The sequence below is a fragment of the Nocardioides kongjuensis genome, assembly GCF_013409625.1.
GTDB lineage: Bacteria > Actinomycetota > Actinomycetes > Propionibacteriales > Nocardioidaceae > Nocardioides > Nocardioides kongjuensis.
The window spans coordinates 4,604,478-4,626,188 of sequence record NZ_JACCBF010000001.1 but is presented as its reverse complement, the minus strand read 5'-3'; the positions used below and the strand labels follow the sequence as shown (position 1 = coordinate 4,626,188).

General features: G+C 73.1%; 21 protein-coding genes. 12 read left to right on the top strand and 9 right to left on the bottom strand.

Annotation, left to right across the window (positions count from 1 at the left end):
* Positions 1–3: 3 nt before the first annotated feature.
* Entirely contained in the window at positions 4–1,551 is a 1,548-nt protein-coding gene (locus BJ958_RS22190; RefSeq protein ID WP_179729005.1) for an FAD-dependent oxidoreductase, read from the top strand.
* Between the two features lie 47 nt (positions 1,552–1,598).
* On the opposite strand, the gene BJ958_RS22185 is transcribed toward BJ958_RS22190, so the two are convergent.
* The gene (locus tag BJ958_RS22185; RefSeq protein WP_179729004.1) at positions 1,599–2,066 is read right to left on the bottom strand and encodes a MarR family winged helix-turn-helix transcriptional regulator; all 468 of its coding nucleotides are present in this window, start codon (positions 2,064–2,066) and stop codon (positions 1,599–1,601) included.
* Between the two features lie 59 nt (positions 2,067–2,125).
* Here BJ958_RS22185 and BJ958_RS22180 point away from each other — a divergent pair, with 59 nt between their 5' ends.
* The 4 genes from BJ958_RS22180 (at position 2,126) to BJ958_RS27430 (ending at position 5,831) form a co-directional block, all read left to right on the top strand.
* Positions 2,126–2,623: a VOC family protein gene (locus tag BJ958_RS22180; RefSeq protein WP_179729003.1), complete on the top strand. Its 498-nt coding sequence runs from the start codon at positions 2,126–2,128 to the stop codon at positions 2,621–2,623.
* A 98-nt stretch (positions 2,624–2,721) separates the two neighbouring features.
* Positions 2,722–4,161: a glyceraldehyde-3-phosphate dehydrogenase gene (locus BJ958_RS22175; RefSeq protein WP_179729002.1), complete on the top strand. Its 1,440-nt coding sequence runs from the start codon at positions 2,722–2,724 to the stop codon at positions 4,159–4,161.
* 108 nt (positions 4,162–4,269) lie between these two features.
* Positions 4,270–4,941: a hypothetical protein gene (locus tag BJ958_RS22170; protein ID WP_179729001.1), complete on the top strand. Its 672-nt coding sequence runs from the start codon at positions 4,270–4,272 to the stop codon at positions 4,939–4,941.
* 338 nt (positions 4,942–5,279) lie between these two features.
* Positions 5,280–5,831 (top strand): C40 family peptidase, encoded by a 552-nt coding sequence (locus tag BJ958_RS27430; protein ID WP_218865940.1) that lies wholly within the window; start codon positions 5,280–5,282, stop codon positions 5,829–5,831.
* A gap of 63 nt (positions 5,832–5,894) precedes the next feature.
* On the opposite strand, the gene BJ958_RS22160 is transcribed toward BJ958_RS27430, so the two are convergent.
* Positions 5,895–7,646 carry a protein kinase domain-containing protein gene (locus tag BJ958_RS22160; protein ID WP_179729000.1) on the bottom strand — a complete coding sequence of 584 codons (1,752 nt, stop codon included), beginning with the start codon at positions 7,644–7,646 and terminating at the stop codon, positions 5,895–5,897.
* A 52-nt stretch (positions 7,647–7,698) separates the two neighbouring features.
* Here BJ958_RS22160 and BJ958_RS22155 point away from each other — a divergent pair, with 52 nt between their 5' ends.
* Together BJ958_RS22155 and BJ958_RS28785 are read left to right on the top strand one after the other, a co-directional pair.
* A complete protein-coding gene (locus BJ958_RS22155; protein WP_179728999.1) occupies positions 7,699–7,989 on the top strand; it encodes a DUF4031 domain-containing protein in 291 nt (96 codons plus the stop codon).
* Between the two features lie 106 nt (positions 7,990–8,095).
* Positions 8,096–9,298, top strand: coding sequence for a calcium-binding protein (locus BJ958_RS28785; RefSeq protein ID WP_281367200.1), 1,203 nt, complete (start codon positions 8,096–8,098; stop codon positions 9,296–9,298).
* A 4-nt stretch (positions 9,299–9,302) separates the two neighbouring features.
* Here the strand turns inward: BJ958_RS28785 and BJ958_RS22135 are convergent, their stop codons facing one another.
* Positions 9,303–10,118: a crotonase/enoyl-CoA hydratase family protein gene (locus tag BJ958_RS22135; protein ID WP_179728998.1), complete on the bottom strand. Its 816-nt coding sequence runs from the start codon at positions 10,116–10,118 to the stop codon at positions 9,303–9,305.
* Positions 10,115–11,170 (bottom strand): LLM class F420-dependent oxidoreductase, encoded by a 1,056-nt coding sequence (locus BJ958_RS22130; protein WP_179728997.1) that lies wholly within the window; start codon positions 11,168–11,170, stop codon positions 10,115–10,117. Before BJ958_RS22130 ends, BJ958_RS22135 begins: the two co-directional genes overlap by 4 nt.
* 79 nt (positions 11,171–11,249) lie before the next feature.
* On the opposite strand from BJ958_RS22130, the gene BJ958_RS29200 reads away from it, so the two are divergent.
* Positions 11,250–14,072 (top strand): FAD-linked oxidase C-terminal domain-containing protein, encoded by a 2,823-nt coding sequence (locus BJ958_RS29200; protein WP_179728996.1) that lies wholly within the window; start codon positions 11,250–11,252, stop codon positions 14,070–14,072.
* A gap of 20 nt (positions 14,073–14,092) precedes the next feature.
* Here the strand turns inward: BJ958_RS29200 and BJ958_RS22120 are convergent, their stop codons facing one another.
* A complete protein-coding gene (locus tag BJ958_RS22120; RefSeq protein ID WP_179728995.1) occupies positions 14,093–14,884 on the bottom strand; it encodes a hypothetical protein in 792 nt (263 codons plus the stop codon).
* Between the two features lie 90 nt (positions 14,885–14,974).
* Here BJ958_RS22120 and BJ958_RS22115 point away from each other — a divergent pair, with 90 nt between their 5' ends.
* Both BJ958_RS22115 and BJ958_RS22110 read left to right on the top strand, forming a co-directional pair.
* The gene (locus BJ958_RS22115) at positions 14,975–15,823 is read left to right on the top strand and encodes a TIGR03619 family F420-dependent LLM class oxidoreductase (protein ID WP_179728994.1); all 849 of its coding nucleotides are present in this window, start codon (positions 14,975–14,977) and stop codon (positions 15,821–15,823) included.
* Positions 15,824–15,832: 9 nt separating this feature from the next.
* On the top strand, positions 15,833–16,684 hold the full coding sequence (locus BJ958_RS22110) for an alpha/beta hydrolase (RefSeq protein ID WP_179728993.1): 852 nt from the start codon (positions 15,833–15,835) through the stop codon (positions 16,682–16,684).
* Here the strand turns inward: BJ958_RS22110 and BJ958_RS22105 are convergent.
* The 3 genes from BJ958_RS22105 to BJ958_RS22095 form a co-directional block, all read right to left on the bottom strand.
* Positions 16,674–17,483, bottom strand: a complete 810-nt coding sequence (locus BJ958_RS22105) for an SDR family NAD(P)-dependent oxidoreductase (protein ID WP_179728992.1) — start codon at positions 17,481–17,483, stop codon at positions 16,674–16,676. The genes BJ958_RS22110 and BJ958_RS22105 overlap by 11 nt on opposite strands.
* On the bottom strand, positions 17,480–18,217 hold the full coding sequence (locus BJ958_RS22100; protein WP_179728991.1) for an SDR family NAD(P)-dependent oxidoreductase: 738 nt from the start codon (positions 18,215–18,217) through the stop codon (positions 17,480–17,482). The genes BJ958_RS22105 and BJ958_RS22100 overlap by 4 nt, the downstream gene beginning before the upstream one ends.
* Before the next feature lie 67 nt (positions 18,218–18,284).
* Positions 18,285–18,914: a GTP pyrophosphokinase family protein gene (locus BJ958_RS22095; protein ID WP_273518633.1), complete on the bottom strand. Its 630-nt coding sequence runs from the start codon at positions 18,912–18,914 to the stop codon at positions 18,285–18,287.
* 71 nt (positions 18,915–18,985) lie between these two features.
* Here BJ958_RS22095 and BJ958_RS22090 point away from each other — a divergent pair, with 71 nt between their 5' ends.
* Positions 18,986–19,849, top strand: a complete 864-nt coding sequence (locus BJ958_RS22090; protein ID WP_179728989.1) for a hypothetical protein — start codon at positions 18,986–18,988, stop codon at positions 19,847–19,849.
* 25 nt (positions 19,850–19,874) lie between these two features.
* Here BJ958_RS22090 and BJ958_RS22085 read toward each other — a convergent pair whose 3' ends face one another.
* Entirely contained in the window at positions 19,875–21,407 is a 1,533-nt protein-coding gene (locus BJ958_RS22085; RefSeq protein ID WP_179728988.1) for a S8 family peptidase, read from the bottom strand.
* 152 nt (positions 21,408–21,559) lie between these two features.
* On the opposite strand from BJ958_RS22085, the gene BJ958_RS27420 reads away from it, so the two are divergent.
* Positions 21,560–21,709 (top strand): phosphatase PAP2 family protein, encoded by a 150-nt coding sequence (locus BJ958_RS27420; protein ID WP_218865939.1) that lies wholly within the window; start codon positions 21,560–21,562, stop codon positions 21,707–21,709.
* The last annotated feature ends 2 nt before the right edge of the window (positions 21,710–21,711 follow it).

Genomic DNA, 21,711 nt, shown 5'->3' with positions numbered 1-21,711 from the left:
GCCATGAGCGGCTTGGTCGGGGCGGACACCCTGCAGCAGGAGTACGACGTCGTGGTGGTCGGGTCGGGCGGCGGTGCGCTGACCGGGGCCGCGCTCGCGGCCGCGGCCGGGCTGAGCACCCTGGTGCTCGAGCGCACGCCGCTGGTGGGCGGCACGTCGGCCTACTCCGGCGGTGCGTGCTGGCTACCCGGCACCGACGTGCAGCAGCGCGCCGGCCTGCCGGACTCGACCGAGGGCGCCCGCGCGTACCTCGCCGCCGTCCTCGACGACCCCGACCAGGACCGGGTCGAGGCCCTGCTCGCGCAGGCACCGCGGCTGGTCGCCCAGCTCGAGGCCGACCCGCTCATGGAGCTCGAGTGGATCCCGTTCTCTGAGTACTACGACGCGCCCGGCCGGGTGCCGATGGGCCGCTCGATCCAGCCGAGGAACATCCGCCGCGACGAGCTCGACCCCGCCGTGACCGCCGTCGTCCGGCCGCCGGTCGAGCGCGACCGCGCCGGCCAGCCGGGGCGCTCCACCCTGTCCGGCGGCCAGTCCCTGATCGCCCGGCTCGCCGCGATGACCGTGCGCGACGGCGGCACGATCGCCGTCGGACACCAGGTCACCGGCTTCGGGCGGGACGCCGACGGGCGCGCCACGACGGTCCGGTACGACGGCCCGCACGGTCCCGGGGAGGTCCGCGCCCGGCGCGGGATCCTGGTCGCGGCCGGCGGCTTCGAGGGCAGCGCGGAGCGTCGTACCGCCCACGGGACGCCGGGGGACGCCGCGTGGACGATGGCCCCGCGCGGCACCAACACCGGCGAGGTGATCGACGCGGCGGCCGCGATCGGCGCGGCCACCGACTGGTCGGGCGAGGGCTGGTTCTGCCCGGGGCTGCAGCAGCCCGACGGCAGTGGCGCCTTCACGCTCGGCTTCCGCGGCGGCGTCATGGTCGACGCCGCGGCGCGGCGCTACGGCAACGAGTGCCTGCCCTACGACCGGTTCGGACGGGTGATGGCCGAGGACCCGAGCCGGACGCCGTCGTGGTTCGTCTTCGACTCCCGCGAGGACGGCCGGCTGCCGGCGATCGCCATGCCCGAGGGCGACCGCGCCGAGCACCTCGCGGCCGGCACGTGGGTCGAGGCGGACACCCTCGAGGACCTGGCCGCCGCGACCGGCCTCGACGCCGACACCCTGGTCGCCACCGTCGAGCGCTACAACGGGTTCGCCGCGGCAGGGAAGGACGAGGACTTCGGGCGCGGCGAGGACGAGTACGACACCTTCTTCGCCGGAGGCGGCGGCCCGTCGGCCGCCCTCGTCCCCGTCGACAAGGCCCCGTTCACGGCTGCACGGTTCGTGCTCTCGGACCTCGGCACCAAGGGCGGCCTGGTCACCGACGCGAGCGGCCGGGTGCTCGACACCGACGGCGCGCCCATCCCCGGCCTGTACGCCGCCAGCAACTCGACCGCCTCCGTCTTCGGCTCGGCGTACCCGGGTCCGGGGGCCCCGCTCGGCGCGGCGATGACCTTCGCGTCGCTCGCCGTGGAGGACATGCGTCACGAGATCGGGTGAGGCACCGCCGGACCTGGCCGCGGACGTCCTGAGAACAGGTCGGCCGGTCAGTCCTCGGCGAGCCGGTCGAGGACCGTGGTGGCGAAGCGGCCGAGGCTGCGCACCTGCTCGCCGTTGAGGCCGTCGAAGAACAGCTCACGCACCAGGGCGACGTGGCCGGGCGCGGCGGCGTCGATGGCGGCCTGGCCGGCCTCGGTCAGCTCGACGAAGGCGCCGCGCCGGTCGTCGGCGCAGTGGCGGCGCGCGACCAGACCGCGCGCCTCCATCCGGGAGACCTGCTTGGAGACCCGGCTCTTCTCCCACTGGAGGCGCTCGCCGAGCTCGTACATCCGCAAGGAGCGCTCGGGCACGTCGTCGTCGGTGAGGGCCACGAGGATCTCGTAGTCGGAGATGGACAGGCCGCTGGTCGCCTGGAGCTCGCGGTTGAGGCGCGCGAACAGCCGGTTGTTGAGGTCGAGCCAGGCCCGCCAGGCATGGGTCTCCTCGGCATCGAGCCATCGCGTCGTCGTACTCATCGGTGCCATTCTAGCGGTGAATGTTGACATATCCACGACCTCGGAGGAGAGTAGTTGACATGGCAACCATCGACCTCGACGCGATCACCAGGGACCGCGAGCGGATCAAGAAGGAGTACCTCGTCCCCGAGGGCGAGCGGCCCGAGAGCAGCGCCCGCGGCATCCACCACGCCGCGCTGCTGTCCTCCGACGTCCGGCGCACGATCGACTTCTACCAGGGCCTGCTGGAGTTCCCGCTGACGGAGATCTTCGAGAACCGGGACTACGCCGGCTCCGACCACTTCTTCTTCGACGTGGGCGCGGGCAACCTGCTGGCATTCTTCACCCTCCCCGGCCTCGACCTCGGGCCGTACGCCGAGGTGCTCGGCGGGCACCACCACCTCGCCATCTCGGTGACCCGCGAGAAGTGGGACTACCTGCGCGCCAAGCTCGACGACGCGGGCGTGGCGTACCACCTGGAGTCGAAGGTCTCCCTCTACTTCCCCGGCCCCGACGGCGAGCGGCTCGAGCTGCTGGCCGACCCGCTCGGAGAGATGTACGGCACCAAGGTGCTGTGACCGACCGCACGCGTCCCACCGAGCGGCCCGATTAGCCGTGGCACCCGTGAGGGGGCCTACCATCAAGCGGCTTTGTCGACCTGCTAAGAGGGGAAGCGTTGAGCACCACCGAAGAGAAGTTCACTCGCTGGAAGCACCACGAGGAGCTCGCCGAGGCGATGATCCCGATCGTCGGCAAGCTGCACCGCGAGAAGGACGTCACGATCCTGCTCCACAGCCGCTCGCTGGTGAACAAGTCGGTCATCGACATCCTCAAGACGCACCGCTACGCGCGCCAGATCGACGGCGTCGAGCTGTCCGTCAAGGACACCTTCCCCTTCCTCGAGGCGATCGCCGCGCTCGACCTGGGCGCCGCGAAGGTCGACCTCGCGCTGCTGATCCGGGCCTACCGCGCCACCGGCGACGGGCAGTCGATCCCCGACTTCACCGCCGCCGCCCTCGCCGAGGCCACCGGTGACAACAAGCTCCCCGCGCCGTCCGCGCAGGACGTCGTCCTCTACGGCTTCGGCCGCATCGGCCGCCTGGTCGCGCGCCTGCTGGTCGAGAAGTCCGGCTCCGGCAACGGCCTGCGGCTGCGTGCCGTGGTCGTGCGCAAGGGCAAGGGCGACGACCTCAAGAAGCGCGCCTCGCTGCTGCGTCGCGACTCGATCCACGGTGCCTTCAACGGGTCGATCACGGTCGACGAGGAGAAGAACCAGATCATCGCCAACGGCAACGTGATCCAGGTGATCTACTCGAACTCGCCCGACGAGATCGACTACACCGAGTACGGCATCAACGACGCCATCCTGATCGACAACACGGGCATCTGGCGCGACCGCGAGGGCCTGTCGAGCCACCTGCGCCCCGGCATCGCCAAGGTGCTGCTGACCGCGCCGGGCAAGGGCGACGTCCCCAACATCGTGCACGGCGTCAACCACCTCGACGTCGACCTCGACGAGAAGGTGCTCTCCTGCGCCTCCTGCACGACCAACGCGATCGTCCCGCCGCTCAAGGCGATGGAGGACGAGTTCGGCATCGTCCGCGGCCACGTCGAGACGGTGCACTCGTTCACCAACGACCAGAACCTGCTGGACAACTACCACAAGGCCGACCGCCGCGGTCGCTCCGCACCGCTCAACCTGGTCATCACCGAGACCGGCGCCGCCTCGGCCGTCGCCAAGGTGCTGCCGGACCTCCAGGCCCGGATCACCGGCAACTCGATCCGCGTCCCCACGCCGGACGTCTCGATCGCCATCCTGAGCCTGCAGCTCAAGCGCGAGACGACCCGCGACGAGGTCAACGACCACCTGCGCAAGGCCTCCCTGGTCGGCCCGCTGGCCCGCAACCTCGACTACACGACCGCCTCCGACGCCGTGTCCACCGACTTCATCGGCGCCCGCGCGGCCTCGATCGTCGACGGCGGCGCCTCGATCGTCGACGGCGACTCGGCGATCCTCTACGTCTGGTACGACAACGAGTTCGGCTACTCCTGCCAGGTGCTGCGCACCGTGCAGTACATCTGCGGCGTGGAGTACACGACCCTGCCGCGCGCCTGACGTCCGTCGGCAAGCACCGGTCGCCGTGTGCGCCGGTCCCGGCCCCTTGAAAGGGGCTCGGGGCCGGCGCACACTGCAATTGAGGGGGGTTCTCTCCGAGGAGGAGCCATGAACGACAGCCCGCACGCCGGAGCCGACGTCCTCGCCGACACCGTCACCCAGACCCACGCCGTGCTGCACGCCCGGTTGCGCAGCGCCGAGGCCTCCCGGCCCACCCGCGACCGACCACGGGCCGCGCTCAGCGCGGCGGACCCGTTCCTCGCGAGCACCAGCCGCCACGTCGCGGCGGCGAACGCCGTGCTCGCCCCCGCGGCGCGCCGTCACCTCGACCAGGGTCACCGCCGCGCCCAGGAGCTCGCCCTGCAGAGCAAGCGGCTGGAGATCGCGCTGAGCCAGCTCAAGGCCAAGCTCTACGGCTCGACGTTCGTCGTACGACGCCCCTGGGCCGGCATCTGGGAGGAGGTCGAGCGCGAGCTCGCCGCCACCCGCACCCTCGAGCTCCAGCTCGTCGACGACCTGGTCGCCGCGACCGACGCCGACCAGCGCAGTGAGCTCGCCGAGCACCTCTACCGGACGGAGCGGCGAGTGCCCACCCGCCCGCACCCGTACCTGCCCCACCGCGGCCTCAGCGGCCGGCTCGCCCGTCGGATCGCCCTGCAGGTCGACCGGTTCTGGGACACCGCCGAGGGCCGGATGGTGCCCGAGCCGGTGCGCCCGCACCGGGGCCGGGAGGGCCGGATCGCGCAGTACCTGCTCGCCGACCCGCACTTCCCGGGCTGACCCGGCTGATCGGCCGGACCGATCAGCGTCCGCGTTACATCGTCACGGGTGAGGATCGCCACGCCGCAAACGTGACGGTGGCCACTGCGCTAACTATTGCAAGCAGGGTGCACTGGACGACGAGACCTTCCCGACCCGGGAAGGCCGCCCGCGTCGCGCCGAGGCCCGCGCTCGACGGTGGGGAGACATCGACCACGATGAAGGTAAGCGCGGGCACGGGAGACCCAGGTAGTACGCCGGAGTGATCCGGCTCGGGGCGAAGGGACACGGTCCCTGGGCACCAGCAGCCCAAGCCCGACAGGTCATCTCTCGCAGGCGCCGCTGCGGAGTTCCATCTGATGTCCACCATCGCGTCGCGCGCTGCCGCGCGCCTGCTCGTCGTCCCCGTCCTGGCGTCCGCCAGCCTGTTCTCGCCGGCTCCGGCCGCCCATGCCGACGACCCCGTCGTCTCGGCGCTCGTGCCCGCCGCGGAGAACGCCAAGGACGAGTCCGCCCAGCACCCCCACCACGCCTCGGCCGAGGACAAGGCGAAGGAGAAGGCCGAGAAGCGCGTCGACCGGGTCATGGACACGGTCCGCTCGCGCGCCGGCAAGCCCTACGTGTACGGCGCCGCCGGCCCGAACGCCTTCGACTGCTCGGGCCTGGTGCAGTGGGTGTACCGCCACGTCGGCAAGAACCTGCCGCGCACCTCGAGCGCCCAGGCCGGCGCCACCATGCGGGTGCGCAACCCGCAGGTCGGCGACCTGGTGTTCTTCACCAGCGGCGGCCACGTCTACCACGTCGGCATCTACGCCGGGAACCACACGCTGTGGCACGCCTCGCGTCCGGGCACCCCGGTGCGCCGGGACCGGATCTGGACCAGCTCGGTCTTCTACGGCCGGGTCCGCTGACCCGCTCGGTCACACGAAACGTCGACCGCCGGTCCTCCGTATGAGGGAGGACCGGCGGTCGGGTCATCTGATGGGGACGCCCCGGAACTGCGTGGGGTTGCGGAACTTCACGTAGGCGAACATCGACTGCACCTTGGCGCTGGTGTTGGCCCAGGCGGAGAACACCCAGGCGTTGGTGCCGGAGTGGGTGTAGACGCGGTCGGAGTGGTAGACCGCCTTGCCGATGAAGCCGCCCAACCGCTTGCCGTAGACGACGTCGCGTCCGGCCCAGGGCTGGTTGACCCGCTCCTTGTCCGGGTTGTAGGCGCCGTAGTAGTAGCCGGTCGCGGCCGCTGCGGTGCTCCACCGGGTCACCGTGAGGTGGCGGTAGGTGCCGTCCGGCGTCTTCGCGGCACAGTGCCAGCCCTCGACGTACCCGCTCGCCGTGAGGGACCAGGGCTTGCAGGCCGGCGCGCTCGCGACACCGGGGAACACCCACTGCGCGCCCTGCCAGCCGGTGGGGAGGGCGCACGCGGAGCTCGCCGGCACCTCGCTGCCGGTCCAGCACCGGAAGGTCGGGGCCGGCTCCGGGGTGCGCGTGGGCTCCGGCGTGGGCTTCGGCGTGCGCTTCGGCTTCGCCGTCCTCGTGGCATCCGCCGAGGGTGCCGGCTCCTCGACCGGGCCGGGGTCGACCAGGTCGGGGTGGGTGGGCCTGCTCCTGCGCGGGCGCGGGGTGCGGCTCGGCGACGGGGTCGCGGTCGGATCCGGGACCGCGGTGGTCGGGGTGGCGGGCGCGGAGGTGGTCGTCGACGGGTCCTGGGCGGTCAGCGCGGACGGGGTCATGTCGACTCCGCCGAGCAGCGAGCCGACGTACACCGCGAGGCCGACGAGGACCACCACCAGCGTGGTGGCGACGAGACGGCGTCGTAGCGAGGCCGGTGCCGGGGGGACGTCGAGCGGCTGGCGCACGGCGGTGACGTCGGGCAGCACGAGGCCGTCGGGGGCGCCGGCCCGCAGCGCGGTCAGGTCGGCGAGCATCGCGCGGGCGGACGGGTAGCGGCGGCGCGGGTCCTTGGCGAGCGCGCGGCGGAGCACGGCGTTGAGGCCGTCGAGGAACGGGCCGCGGCCGGGGACCTGGGGCACCGGGCCGCGCAGGTGGCCCATGGCGACCTCGGCGTCGGTGCCGACGTACGGCGGCGTGCCGGTCAGCATCGTCCACAGCAGGCAGCCGGCGGAGTAGACGTCGCCCGCCACGCCGGCGGCCCCCGTGTCGCCGGAGTGCCGCTCGGGCGCCATGTAGGCCGCGGACCCGACCAGCACGCCGGTGCGGGTGAGCTCGCCGCCGGGCGAGGTGGCGATGCCGAAGTCGCACAGGTAGGCGGTCGACCCGTCGTCGCGCAGCAGCACGTTGGACGGCTTCACGTCGCGGTGCACCACCCCGATCGCGTGGGCGTCGGCGAGACCCTCGAGGACCTGGCAGGCCAGGTCGACGGCGTACGCCGGCTCCAGGGCGCCGCGCGAGCCCAGCACCCCGCTCAGGTCACCGCCGCGGACGAGCTGGGTCACGAGGTACGGCGCACCGTCCTGCTCGCCGTGGTCGAAGACGGCGACGACGTGGGCGCTGTCCATCCGGGACAGGACGACCGCCTCGCGGCGGAACCGTTCGCGGAACTCGGCGTCCTGGCCCAGCGCGGGGTTGATCACCTTGAGCGCGACGTCGCGCTCGAGCTGCGGGTCGTGGGCACGCCACACCGTCCCCATCCCACCGCGGCCGAGCACCTCGACGAGTCGGTACCTGCCCAGCCAGTCCCCCGTGCGGGGCTCCGAGTCGCCCATGGCCCCGATCCTGCGCCACGGCTGGACGTCGGGCAAATGGGAGGCTGGGCCCGTGACCGTGTACGTCGACGACATGCAGCTGGAAGCCGTGGTCGGCCCCGTCGACGGGGTGTGGTCCCACCTGCTCTCCGACCTCCCGGGCGAGGCCGGCCACCGCGAGCTGCTGGAGTTCGCCGGCCGGCTCGGTATCGAGGCGCGCTGGATCCAGAACCCGGGGACCGCGAAGGAGCACTTCGACGTCACCGAGCCGACCCGCCAGCGGGCGCTGGCGCTGGGCGCCGTACCGATCACCTACGGGCGGGCGGTCGCCGCGATCACGCGGGCGAAGCGGGACGCGAGCTAGCACCTCGACACCCCTTCCCCGCGATGCCGCGCGGGGGTAGCGTGCGAGGCCCGGCCCGAGGGGGCGGATCGGCTCGGTTCGCCACTGCTCTCGGAAGGCCTGCTCCATGCTCCCCTCACCTCGCCGTCCCGTGCTCCGGACGCTCGCCTCCGGCCTCCTCGCCGTCGGCGCGCTCGTCATGCCCGCTGCGGGACCGCCCGCGACCGGCGTCGACGCGTGCGCGGTTGCGCCGCCGACCACCTTCACCTCGACCGGCACCGTGCAGTCCTGGGTCGTGCCGGCGGGGGTGGATCGGGTCAGCCTGTACGTCGTGGGCGCGCCGGGTGGCTCGTCGACCGGCGCCGGTGGACACGCGGGCTTCCTCTTCGTCCCGGGCGTCCCGGTCGCGCCGGGCAGCACGCTGCAGGTCGTGGTCGGTGGCGCCGGCGGCAACGGGCTCCCCGGCCAGACGGCCGGCGGTGGTGGCGGCGGATCGTTCGTCATGACCAGCCCGACGGCCGCGGGCGTGCTCGTCGTGGCCGGCGGTGGCGGCGGCTCGGGGATCACCACCGGCGGGCTCGACGCCAGCCTCACCGGGACCGGTGGCAACGGGGCCCCGGCGGGAGCAGGCGGGACGGGAGCAGGAATCAGTACGCCGGCCGGCGGCGGGACGGTCGGTGGCAGCAGCCTGGTGGCGACCGCCCGCCTCCTGCCCGGCGACGGCGAACCCGGCGGCGGTGGCGGCGGTGTGCTCATCGACGGCGGCGGCACCGGCGGCGGCGCCGGCGGGCTGGCCATCGGCAACGGCGGCGCCGGGGGCGGCGGTGCCGTGCTGAGCGGGGGCACCGGCGGCAGCGGTGGCTTCGGCGGAGGCGGCGGGGGCGGGACCGCGGGCGGCGGTGGCGGCGGCTACGGCGGCGGCGGGGGTGGGGGCTTCCTCGACGGCGCGTCCGGCGGTGGCGGAGGCGGAGGCAGCTACAGCAGCGTGCCGCCGGCGCAGTCCGGCGTCGCCGCGCAGGCGACGGGCGGCCAGGTCGTGATCAGCCCGGAGGGTGGTTGCGGCCAGCCGGCCACCGCTCGGTGCCACGGCAGGGCGGCCACGATCGTCGGCACGCCCGGCAACGACGTGCTGATCGGCACTCCGGGACCCGACGTGATCGTCGGCCTGGGCGGCAAGGACCGGATCGACGGCCGCGGCGGGCGCGACGTGCTGTGCGGGGGCGGCGGTCGCGACGTGCTGCGTGGCGGAGGTGGCAACGACCGGCTGTACGGCGGTCCCGGCCGCGACCGCCTGGTGGGCGGGGGCGGCCGGGACCGGCTCGCGCAGTGACTCGTCAGCGGCCGGTGAACTCCGGCGGGCGGCGCTCGAGGAAGGCCAGCATCGCCTCGTCGAGGTCGTCGCTGAGCAGGAAGGCCGAGTTCCACACGGCGGTGTAGCGCAGGCCGGCCTCGACGCGGGGACCGCGCTCGGTGTCGAGGACGTCCTTGATGCCGCGCAGGACCAGCGGGGAGTTGGCGGCCATCCGGGCCGCGAGCTCCGCGGCCGCCGTCCGCGTCTCGGCGGGGGTGGCGTGCACGTGGTTGACCAGGCCGATCTGGGCGGCGCGGGCGGCGTCGACGTCGTCGCCGGTCAGGGCGAGCTCGCGCAGGTGGCCGTCGCCGATCACGCCGACCAGGCGCTGCAGGCTGCCGAGGTCGGCGACGATGCCGACCTTGGCCTCGCGCACGCTGAACACCGCGTCGGCCGAGGCGACCCGGACGTCGCAGGCGACGGCGAGGTCGACCCCGCCGCCGATGCACCAGCCGGTGACCGCGGCGACGGTGGGCTTGCGCAGGTTCGCAACCGTGTCGAGGGCCGCCTGCCAACGCCGGATCAGTGCCATCAGCTCCTGCCGGGCGCCGGCGTGCGTGGCCTGGCGCAGGGGCGCGAAGGTCCCGGCCGCGGCCGCCAGGTCGAGGCCGTAGGAGAAGTGGTCGCCCGCGCCGGACAGGACGACGGCACGGACCGCGTCGTCGGCGTCGAGCTCGGTGAAGGTCGCCCCCAGCTCCGCGAAGAACGCCTCGTCCATGACCGCCTTGCCGCCCGGGCCGGCGAGGCCGACCGTGGCGACGGCGCCGTCGCGGGCGACGGTGAACCGGCGGTCGCTCACGGGGCGACCTCCTTGACGATCTCGGACAGCCGGCGCACCTGGGCGACCTTCTCCCCGTCGGTGGCGGCGAGCGGGTTCAGCAGGAAGGTGCGCACACCGGCGGCGTGGAACTCGGCGACCTGCCGGCGGATCGAGTCCTCGTCACCGAGCAGGGTGACGGCCTCCACCAGCTCCTGGGGCACGGCGGCCGCGGCGTCCGCCTTCGCGCCCGACAGGTAGAGGTCCTGGATCTCCTTCGCCTCGGCCTCGTAGCCGTAGCGGCAGGCCAGCTGGTTGTAGAAGTTCTTGTCGCGCGCGCCCATCCCGCCGACGTAGAGCGCCAGCTGGTTGCGGATCGCCTGCACCGCCTCCGGCGACGGCTCGCCGAGGTGGAAGGCGATCTGGAGCTGGATGTCGAGCTCGCCGAGCGCGGGGTCGCGCTTCGCGAACCCCTCCGCCAGCGGCTCGCCCCAGGCGAGGTCGCGCTTGCCGGGGTGGAAGAACAGCGGCTGCCAGCCGTTGGCGAGCTCGGCGACCAGCGCGACGTTCTTCGGGCCGAGGGCGGCGACCGAGATCGGGATCTCGCTGCGGACCGGGTGGTTGATGATCTTGAGCGGCTTGCCCAGGCCCGAGCCGCCGTCCTCCTTGGTGAGCGGGACCGTGTAGTGCTTGCCGCGGTACTCGACGGGCTCGCGCTTCCACACCTGCCGGCAGATCTCGATCACCTCGCGGGTGCGCCCCAGCGGGGCGTCGTACCTGACGCCGTGGAAGCCCTCGATGACCTGCGGGCCGCTCGCGCCCAGACCGAGCGTGAACCGGCCGTCGGACACGAAGTCCAGTCCCGCGGCGGTCATCGCGGTCAACGACGGGGTGCGGGTGTAGATCTGGAAGATCGCCGACATCAGCTCGAGTCGCTCGGTCTTCGCGGCGATGTAGCCGAGCTGGCTGACCGCGTCGAAGGAGTAGGCCTCGGGCATCGCGACCAGGTCGAGGCCGTTGCGCTCGTACTCCTGGAGCAGCTCCACGGTCTCGGCGAAGCCGCCGGAGTAGTCGATGATCATGCCGAGCCGCATGGCGCCCCCTGGGTAGTCGTGACGGTCGTGACCTGGGACGGGAGCGTAGCCGCCAGAGCCACCCACTAGATTTCAGTCCGTGTCCGGCATCGCTCAGCAGCTCCAGCGCCACGGAGCGGGCGACGTCAGTGACGACGCCGCGGTCCTCGGCGCGTACTCCTCCGACGCCTCGCTCTACCGCGTCCCGCCCGTCGCCGTCGCGTTCCCGCGCTCGGCCGACGAGGTGGCCGCGGTGCTGGCCGCGGCACGCGAGGAGGGGCTGACGGTCACGGCCCGCGGCGCCGGCACGTCGGTCGCGGGCAACGCGATCGGACCGGGTGTGGTCATCGACTTCAGCCGGCACCTGAACCAGGTCGTCTCGATCGACGGCGACGCGGAGTCCGCGGTGGTCCAGCCGGGCGTCGTCCAGGCGGTGCTGCAGAAGGCCGCGGCGCCGTACGGGCTGAGGTTCGGGCCGGACCCGTCGACCAGCACCCGCTGCACGATCGGCGGGATGATCGGCAACGACGCCTGCGGGGCGCGGTCGCTGGCCTACGGCCGGACCTCGCACAACGTGCGCGCGGTGCGGGCGCTGCTCGCCGACGGGTCGGTGCTGACGACGGGGTACGACGCCTCCGGGGCGCCGGTCGCCGAGGCCGGGGGGTCCGACGTGCTCGACCGGCTGCGGAAGGTCGTCGCGGGCGACCTCGCGACCGTGCGGACCGAGTTCGGCACCTTCGGGCGGCACGTGTCCGGCATCGCGCTCGACCACCTCGCTCCCGAACGCGGCTTCGACCTCACCCGCACCCTGGTCGGCTCCGAGGGCACGCTGGCCGTGCTCACCGAGGCGACGGTCCGGCTGGTCCGTGCGCCGAAGGCCGCGATCATGGTGGTGCTGGGCTTCGCCGACTTCCCGACGGCCGGCTTCGCAACGCCCGAGGTGCTCGCCTTCGAGCCGTCCGCGTGCGAGGGACTGGACCGGCGCATCGTCGACGTGATCCGCGAGCGGCGCGGCGAGAACGCGGTGCCGCCGCTTCCGGCCGGAGACGCGTGGATGTTCGTCGAGCTGTCGGGCACCGACCCCGACGACGTACGACGGCGCGCGGACCTCCTCGCCGCCGCCGGCCTCGGCGTGTCGGCGCTCGTGGTCGACGACCCGCGGACCGCGGACCGGCTCTGGAAGATCCGCGCCGACGGCGCCGGCCTCGCCGGGCGTGCACCCTCGGGCAAGCCCGCGTGGGCCGGCTGGGAGGACGCCGCCGTACCGCCGGAGCGGCTCGGCACCTACCTCACCTCGTTCGAGGAGCTGCTCGCACGGCACGAGCTGACCGCGATGCCGTTCGGGCACTTCGGCGAGGGCTGCCTGCACGTGCGGATGGACTTCCCGTTCGACCGGCCCGACGGGGCCGAGGCGTTCCACGCGTTCCTCGAGGACGCCGCCGACCTGGTGACCTCGCTCGGCGGCTCGCTCTCCGGCGAGCACGGCGACGGGCGGGCACGCAGCGACCTGCTGCCGCGGATGTACTCCCCCGCCGCACTGTCGCTGATGGCAGCCGTGAAGGACGTCTTCGACCCGGCCCGGATGCTCAACCCGGGCATCCTCGTCGAGCCCGCCTCGAGCGCTGCCGACCTGCGCTACACCTCGACCGCACGACTCACCAAGGGACTCGCGCTCGCGTACACCTCCGACGGCGGTGACTTCGGCCAGGCCGTGCACCGCTGCACCGGCGTGGGCAAGTGCCGCGCCGACAACAGCGCCTCGGGTGGCGTGATGTGCCCGTCGTACCAGGCGACCCGGGAGGAGATCCACTCCACCCGCGGTCGTGCCCGGCTGTTGCAGGAGATCGTCAACGGCTCCAGCACGACGACCTGGAGCTCGCCCGAGGTGCACGAGGCGCTCGACCTGTGCCTGTCCTGCAAGGGCTGCGCGTCCGACTGCCCGACCGGCACCGACATGGCGTCCTACAAGGCCGAGGTGCTGCACCAGACCTACAAGCGCAAGCTGCGCCCGCGCTCGCACTACTCGGTCGGCTGGCTGCCGCGGTGGGCGAAGGTCGGCTCCGCGATGCCGCGGTTCGCGAACAGGTCGATGGACCTCGCGCCACTGCGCAAGGTCGCGCTGAAGGCGGCCGGCGTCGACACGCGGCGGCGGATGCCGGCGTTCGCGCGACGAACCTTCCGCCGTACCTTCGGGGGTTCCGTCGGGACGGGTACGCCGGTCGTGCTCTTCGTCGACTCGTTCACCAACCACTTCGCCCCGCGCGTCGCCGAGGCTGCGGTCGCGGTGCTGCGCGACGCGGGCTACGACCCGCGGATCACCCGGCAGCAGGAGTGCTGCGGCCTGCCGTGGATCAGCACCGGCCAGCTCGACGGCGCCGCGCGCCGGCTCGGCGCGATGGTGGACGCGTTGAAGGACGACGCGCTGGCCGGCGTGCCGATCGTCGGGCTGGAGCCCTCCTGCGCCGCGGTGCTGCGCCACGAGCTGCGCGAGCTGGTGCCGGGTGAGGACGCGGCGGCCGTGGCGTCGGCGACCACCACCCTGGCGGAGCTGTTGTCGCGTACGCCGGGCTGGACGCCGCCGTCGCTGGCCGGGGTGCGGATCGTCGCGCAGCCGCACTGCCACCACCACGCGGTGATGGGCTGGTCGACCGACCAGGCGCTGCTGGAGAAGGCCGGCGCGAGTGTCGAGGCCGTGCCCGGGTGCTGCGGCATGGCGGGCAACTTCGGGGTCGAGCAGGGGCACTACGAGGTGTCGGTCGCGGTCGCCGAGGCGAACCTGCTGCCGGCGGTGCGCTCGTCCGCCGGCGAGGCCGGGCGCGTCGTGCTGGCCGACGGGTTCTCCTGCCGCACGCAGCTCGACGAGCTGGCTCCCGACGCGGAGCCGGTCCACCTCGCCGAGCTGCTGGCGCGCGGCCTCAGGTGAGCCGGCTCAGCTGACCCGGCTCACCAGTCCTGCCACGGGATGATCGTGCGCAGCGGCGTGCTCAGCAGGACCTCCTCGGAGGCGACGGCCTCCTCGCTGAGCCGGGCGGTCAGCTCGGCGGTGGTCTTGTCGATCGCCTCGGTGGTCGACAGCGGGTCCTGGTCGAGGTAGACGAGCCGGATCCGCAGCGACCCCGGCGCGTCCGGCGTCTCGGTGGCGAGCGGCAGCGACGGGTGCGCCTGGTGGCGGGCGAAGGAGAAGGTCCACGCGCCGGCGACGCCCTCGAGGTCGAGCAGGGCGGGGATCAGGCTGCGGTCCTGCCAGGTGAAGTGCTCGTGGGTGGCGCCGCTGTGGTGCTCGGCGTGCCGCGACAGGGTGAGGTGGAGGCCGCGGTTGGGGCGGTACGGGATCACCTCGGGCGACACGAGCGCCGACGGAGCGGCGTACCCCTTGACCGGGCGGTAGAACGACAGCAGCTTGCGCCGCACCCCCGGGATGAGCGGACCGCGGCCCCACTGGAACGAGTCCTCGCCGAGGTCGGACCACTCCTGGAGCGCGCGCTCGACCGGGTCGTTGAACCAGTACATCGCGACGTAGTCGGTCGGCGCGTGCTCGTCGGACGCGACGCCGCTGCGGTAGTCGATGGGCCGGGCCCAGCGGTCGCCCCACGCGACGCCGGGCAGGGCGAGGTTCTCCGGGCGGTGGTCGAGCTGGTGCCACTCGTTGTAGGCGCGGTGCTCGTCGGGCCCGGCTCCCTCGAGGGTGACGAACGAGAAGAAGACGAGGGGGCTGTCGTTGAGCGGGCTGGTCACGGGCGGGCTCCTGCGAGTGGGGGTAGGGTTCAGAAAACCAAGCAAGCACTTGGTTTATCAGATGTGCGCGGACGACGAAAGAGGACTGACGTGAGGATCGGCATCAACAGCCCCGTGGTGGTGCAGCTGCCGGGGGCGTTCTCCCCGTGGGAGGCCGATGCCGGCATCGCCGAGCTCGGCACCATCGCCGAGGCCGCCGACACCCTCGGCTTCGACTTCCTCACCTGCAGCGAGCACGTGATGGTGCCGGCCGACATCGCCGCGCAGCGCGGCGGCACCTACTGGGACCCGCTCGCCACCTTCGGCCACCTCGCCGCCCGCACCTCGCGGATCCGGCTCGCCACCCAGGTCCTCGTCCTCGGCTACCACCACCCCCTCGCCATCGCCAAGCGCTACGGGACCCTCGACCTGGTCAGCGGCGGCCGCCTGGTCCTCGGGCTGGGCGTGGGCTCGCTCGAGGAGGAGTTCGCACTGCTCGGCGTTCGGTTCGAAGGGCGTGGCGCGGTCGCCGACGACGCATTGCGGGCCCTGCGCGCCGCGCTGTCGACCCGGACACCGTCGTACGACGGACCGCACTTCTCGTTCTCCGACGTGGTCGTCTCACCGCACGCGGTCCAGCCACACGTGCCGTTCTGGATCGGCGGGCGCACGCCCCGCTCGCTGCGCCGGGCAGTCGAGCTGGCCGACGGCTGGGTGCCCTTCGGGCTCTCGCCCGGCGAGCTCGCGGCGATGCTGGCACGGGCCGACCTACCGGCGGGCTTCGAGGTCGTGCTCACCCCTGGTGCCGCCCTCGACCCGTCAGGCGCCGCCGCGGCTGCGGTCGATGCGCTCGGCGCCCTGGAGGAGGCCGGCGCGACCGCGGCGTCCGTGCGGATCGCGGCCGAGTCAGCATCGCACTACGTCGAGCAGCTGCACGCGCTGGCGCAGCTGCGGCGCTAGATTCCGGGCATGACCCGTGCCGGCGACCGCCGCCTCTCCCGCCGCGGCCTGCTCGTCGCCGGCGGCGGCGCGGTGACGCTGGGTGCCGCGGGGGCGGCGTACCGGTACCGGACCGACGACGGCCCCGATGGGCCGGTGCCGGACGTCACGGGGGTGGCGGTCACCTCGGGCAGCTTCGTGTCGCAGGCCCGCAGGGGCGCGCGGTGCGGGTGGTCGGTCGCGACGCCGGGCGAGGACCTGCCGGTCGTGGTGGTGCTGCACGGGCGGCGCAACGACCACCGGTCGGCGTTCGCGCGCTCCTACCTCGCGCTCGACCGGTTCCTCGCAGCCGGATTGGCCGACGCGATGCCGGCGGTCGCGATCGCCAGCGTCGACGGGGGCGACACCTACTGGCACAGGAGACGCAGCGGCGAGGACGCCGGGGCGATGGTGGTCGACGAGTTCCTGCCGCTGCTGGCCGAGCGTGGCCTCGACACCAGCCGGGTCGCCTTGCTGGGCTGGTCGATGGGCGGGTTCGGGGCGCTGCACCTGGTGCCGGCGCTGGAGGGTGTCCTCAAGGGCGTGGGCGTGATGAGCCCCGCCCTCTGGCACCGGTACGCCGACACCAGTCCCGGCTCCTACGACGACGCCGCCGACTTCGGGCGGGTGACGATCTTCGGCCGCGAGGACACGCTGGCCGGCGTGCCGCTGCGCGTGGACTGCGGCAAGGGCGACCCGTTCTACCCCGCGACCCGCGACCTCGTCGCCGACCTGACGACGCGGCCGGCCGGCGGGTTCGGCCGGGGCGGCCACGACGTCGGCTACTGGCGCCGGGTGGTGCCGGGGCAGCTGCGCTTCCTGGCCAGGGCGCTCAGCGCGTAGCGGCCAGCCACGCCTCCGTCGTCGCCGCCAGCTCGGCGCGCGCCGCGAGGTCGGCGGCGGCCGGGGCCGGGTCGAGGGGCCGGCTCTTGCGGTAGTAGCCGGACGCGGCCGAGGGATCGGTGGCGATCCGGACCAGGTGGGCGGCCGACTCCTCGGGCGTCATCAGGGTGCGGCGCTCCAGGGGCAGGGCGAGGTTGCGCAGCCGGCGCAGCAGCGGCCGGGTCTCGAGGCCGCGGTTGGCGATGTTGGTCGACACCGCGCCGGGATGGACGGACAGGGCGCGCAGCCCTTGGTCGCCGTACCGCTCGGCCAGCAGGGCGGCGTGGTGGACCAGGCCGAGCTTCGAGGTGCCGTACGACGCCCACGAGTCGTAGGCGACCGGCCGGCCGAGCAGCTGGTCGGTGGTGCCGCGCTCGTGCAGCTGCGAGACGACGTGCACCACGGTCCCTCCACCACCACCCAGCAGCAGCGGCAGCAGCGCCGTCGTCAGGTCGACGGTGCCGAGGTAGTTCGTGCGCCAGTGGACCTCGTGGCCGTCGAGCAGCTGCGGCTGCTTCCACCGCGACCCGAGGTCGAGGTGGATGCCGGCGCTGTTGACCAGCAGGTCGAGGTCGTCGGCCCGTCCGGCGTACGACGCAGCGAAGGCCGCGACGGACGCCCGGTCGGCGAGGTCGAGGGTGGCGCGGCGGGTGACGGTGACCTCCCAGCCGTCGGCGAGGAGCGCGTCGGCGACGGCGCGGCCGATCGAGCGCGGCCCGGCGCCGGTGACGATCGCGCGGCGCGTGACCCCGGCACTCACCAGACGACGCCGCGGTCGACGACGAGGTTGGCACCGGTGACCGATGCGGCGGCGTCCGAGGCCAGGTAGAGCAGCGCCTCGGCGACGTCGGCCGGCGGCATGAAGCCGGGGATGACCGAGGTGCTGCGGGCGACCAGGTCCCAGTTGGCGTCGGCGGGCAGCCCGGCGGCGGCCGCCTCGACCATCGGGGTCGCGATGCCGCCCGGGGACACGCAGTTGACCCGCACCCCCTTGGTGCCGAGCTCGACGGCGAGCGCACGCATGCCGAGCAGCAGCGCGGCCTTCGAGGAGCAGTAGGGCGCGTTGTAGGGCTGGCCCATCACCGCCGAGATCGACGCCACCGAGACGACGTTGCCCTTGCTCTCGACCAGTGCGTCGGCGCAGGCCTGGGCGAGCATGATCGGCGCGAGCGCGTTGACGTCGAAGTGCTTGCGCAGCAGGTCGGCGGTGATCGTGCCGACCTCGGCGAACTTCTGGATCCCGGCGACGTTGCACAGCACGTCGAGGCCACCGAGCTCGGCGAGGGCGTCGGCCACGAACGCGTCGCGCGCGGCGTCGTCGGACAGGTCGCAGGCCACCACGCCGTCGGCGGCGACCACGTCGGTGGCCACGACGGTCGCGCCCTCGGCCCGGAACAGCTCGGCGACGACCCGGCCGAGGCCGCCGGCGGCACCCGTGACGACGACCCGGCGGCCGGTGAAGCGCTGGGCGCGAGGGGCGAGCTGGTCGGTCATGGGTTCCTCCTGGTCGGGTCGCTGCGCAGGTGCAGCGGGACCACAATAGAACCTGTTCTAGTTTTCGTCACCCGTGCACGATGCGGTGCAGCTCCGCCATCCGTCCGTCGAGCTCGTGGGCGACCCCGGCGGCCGCCGACAGCTCCTCGACGAGCTCGACCGGCACGTCCTTGGCGTACTTGTAGTAGATCTTGTGCTCGACACTCGCCCAGAAGTCCATCGCCACCGTGCGGATCTGGACCTCGATCGGCACGGCACGGGTCGTGTCGGACAGGAACACCGGGATCTCGACGATGGCGTGCAGGCTGCGGTAGCCGTTGGCCTTGGGCCGGGCGATGTAGTCCTTGACCTCGCAGACGGTGACGTCCGGCTGCGACGTCAGCATCTCGAGCACCCGGTAGACGTCGGCGATGAAGCTGCACACGATGCGTACGCCGGCGATGTCGCGGATCTGCTCGCCGATGGCCTCGAGCTCGAAGGGGCAGCCGATGCGGGCGGCCTTCGCACGCAGGCTGTCGATCGTCTTGATGCGTGAGTTGACGTGCTCGATCGGGTTGGCCCCGTCGCGGAAGGTCATCTCCTCGCGCAGGATGTTGATCTTGGTCAGGATCTCGTCGAGGCCGAACTTGTAGTTCAGGTGGAACAGCCGCAGCTCACGCAGGAATGCCGACTGCTCCTCGGGGACGATGGCGCTCACGCGTCGAGTGTGCCGCATGCCCGGGAAGTGTCGTGGGCCTCCCGACGGGAGGGATTGGCTAGGGTCCACCCATGCGGAGGGGCCCGTTCTCATTGGCCTTCGACCAGGCGCTCTCGGACCGGGCGATGAGCTTGAGCGCACTGCACCGTGTGCTCAGCGCGCGCGGTGCCGGTGTCAGCCTGGCGACCCTGAGCTACTGGCGCTCGGGCCAGCGCGAGCCCGAGCAGGAGCGATCGCTGCACGCGCTCACCCAGGTCGAGGAGGTCCTCGGCCTCGAGCCGGGCGCCCTCGAGGCACTGATCGAGGGCCGCCGGCGACGCGTCGCGCCCGACCTGCTCTCCGACCTGAGCGACGACGCCGACCGGATCCAGGTGCTCCTCGGCGAGCTCGGCTTCCTCTCCCCCTCCGACCGGCTGGTCGACCAGGAGGTGACGCTGAAGTACGTCATCGGCCCGGATCGCTCACCGGTGCGGATGACCTACATCGTCGTCGTCGAGTCGGTCCGCGTGAACGCCGACCGGCGGGCCTTCATCCTGCGGGTGCGCCCCGGTGCGCTGACGCCCGGCGTGACCTCGCTCGGCGGCTTCGAGCTCGGCGAGGTCATCCACGACGAGGAGCGCGGCATCGTCGTCGGCGAGATGGTCCTGGACCGGCCGCTCGGCCCCGGCGAGACCGCGCTGCTCGAGCAGGAGGTCGTCTACCGGACGCCCGACCCCGACGACAACAGCTACTTCTACTGGGCCGTGCGCAAGATGCGCTCGATCAGCCTGTGGATCCGGTTCGACCCGGACCAGATGCCGACCCGCTGCGAGTACTACACGATCGTCGACGGCCGCGAGGAGGTCGTCGAGCTGGAGACCTTCGGGACCAGCGTGAGCCGCACGGTCGCGTCGTTCGGTCCCGGGACGCTGGGCATCCGCTGGAGCTGGGACTGAGCCCAGCCCCAGCGGAGCCCGTGGGTCAGCGGACCGCGTCGAGGGCGTCGACCATGCCCTCGCCGTAGTAGCTGTTGTCGGCGTCGGTCCCGACGCACGGGGCACCGAGGTCGACGCCGGCCGGCGGCGTCTCCTGGACCGTGCAGGGGTGGTCGTCGGCGTCGGCCCGCAGCTTGGCGACCATCTGCGCCGGCGTGAGGTCGGGGTGGGCCGACTTCATGAGGGCGAGGACGCCGGCGACGTGCGGGGAGGCCATCGACGTACCGGACTTCAGGCCGTAGCCGTTGCCGGCCACGATGGTCGACAGGATCCGACGGCCCGGGGCGGCGACGTCGATGACGCCGAGGCCGCGGTTGGAGAAGTAGGACAGCACGTCGTCACGGTGGCTCGCGGAGACGGTCACGACACCGGGGAGCTCGGTCGGGATGTCCTGGCAGCCGCTGTTGAGCGTGCGGGTCACGGGGGTGCCGTCGTCAGGGCTGCCCTCGTCGAGGAAGGACGACTTGTCGGCCAGGTCGTGGCCCGAGTTGCCGGCGGCCGCGGCGTGGACGACGCCCTGGTCGGTGGACCAGGCGACGGCACGACGTACGGCCTCCTTGGCGGCGTACTGGTCGGGCTGGTCCTCGCAGTAGAACTCGAACGGGTCGACGTAGTAGCTGTTGTTGGTCACGTCCATGCCGTGCATGCCGGCCCAGACGAAGCCGCACACGGCGTACTCCGGGTAGATGAAGCCGTCGTCGTTGACGACCTTGACCGAGGCCATCCGCACGTTGGGCGCCACCCCGACGATGCCGACGCCGTTGCGCGCGGCGCCGATGGTGCCGGCGACGTGGGTGCCGTGGTCACTGGTGGTCGGGTACCAGCCGGTCGGCGAGGTGTCGGGACGCCCGGCGTTGCTGCAGTTGACCGAGTCGGCGACGTCGATGTTGGCGACGAGGTCCGGGTGGTCGGGGTCGATGCCCGAGTCGAGCACGCCGACGACGACGTCACGGGAGCCGTCGGTGATCGCGTGCGCCTGGTCGGCCTTGATCACCTGCATGTCCCACTGCTCGGTCTCGCGGGGGTCCGCGGCCGTGACGGTGTTCTCGGTGTCGTCTCGCTGCGGCGAGGACTGGGCCTTGCGGACCTGGCCCCTGCCCGGGCCCCAGGGCGCCTGGACGCCGGCCGGGGTGCCCTCGGTGACCGGCACGGTGCGGGTCGCGCCGACGGACTCGAGCGCGTTGCCGGCGTACGCCGTCACGTCGGCGCGGAAGGCGGCCTTGTCGCTGTGGGCGACGACGACGCCGATCTGCGGCCAGGTCTGGACGACGACGCCGCCCGCCCTGGTGACCGCACGCTCGAGGAGCCGGGTCTGGCCGGGGTTGGCGTGCTTCGCGTTGAGCAGGTACGCCGACACGACCCCGTCCGGGGTGCTGATCGGGACGGGGGTCGAGACGGGCTCGCCGCCGGCCGACGGAGCGGCACTGGCGCCGGTGCCGCCCACGGAGAGACCGGCCAGGGTGAGGCCGGTCGCGACCGTGAGGACGGCGGCACGGAACCGCCGGTGGTGCTGTGGCATGGATCAACCTTTCCGAGAGGAAGGACGCGGGATGTGCGCCAGGCCACATCCTGTCCTCCCCAGGGCCCTGTTGGCGAGAGGATCCGCGGTCAAGTTTCGCGACGGAGGAAGCCTTGCGCGGCGTCGGCTCGCCCGCGTGCGCGCGGGTACCGGTGGGCGACGAGACCGATCCGGCCGCGGGGACCCTGCTCACGTCGTACGCGCGCGTGCACCAGGGCGCGCACTGGCCCGGGGACGTCGCGGCCGGTGCGGCCCTGGGCGTGACGGTCGGCGCCGCGCTCGCGAGCCGGGTCGACCCGTGACG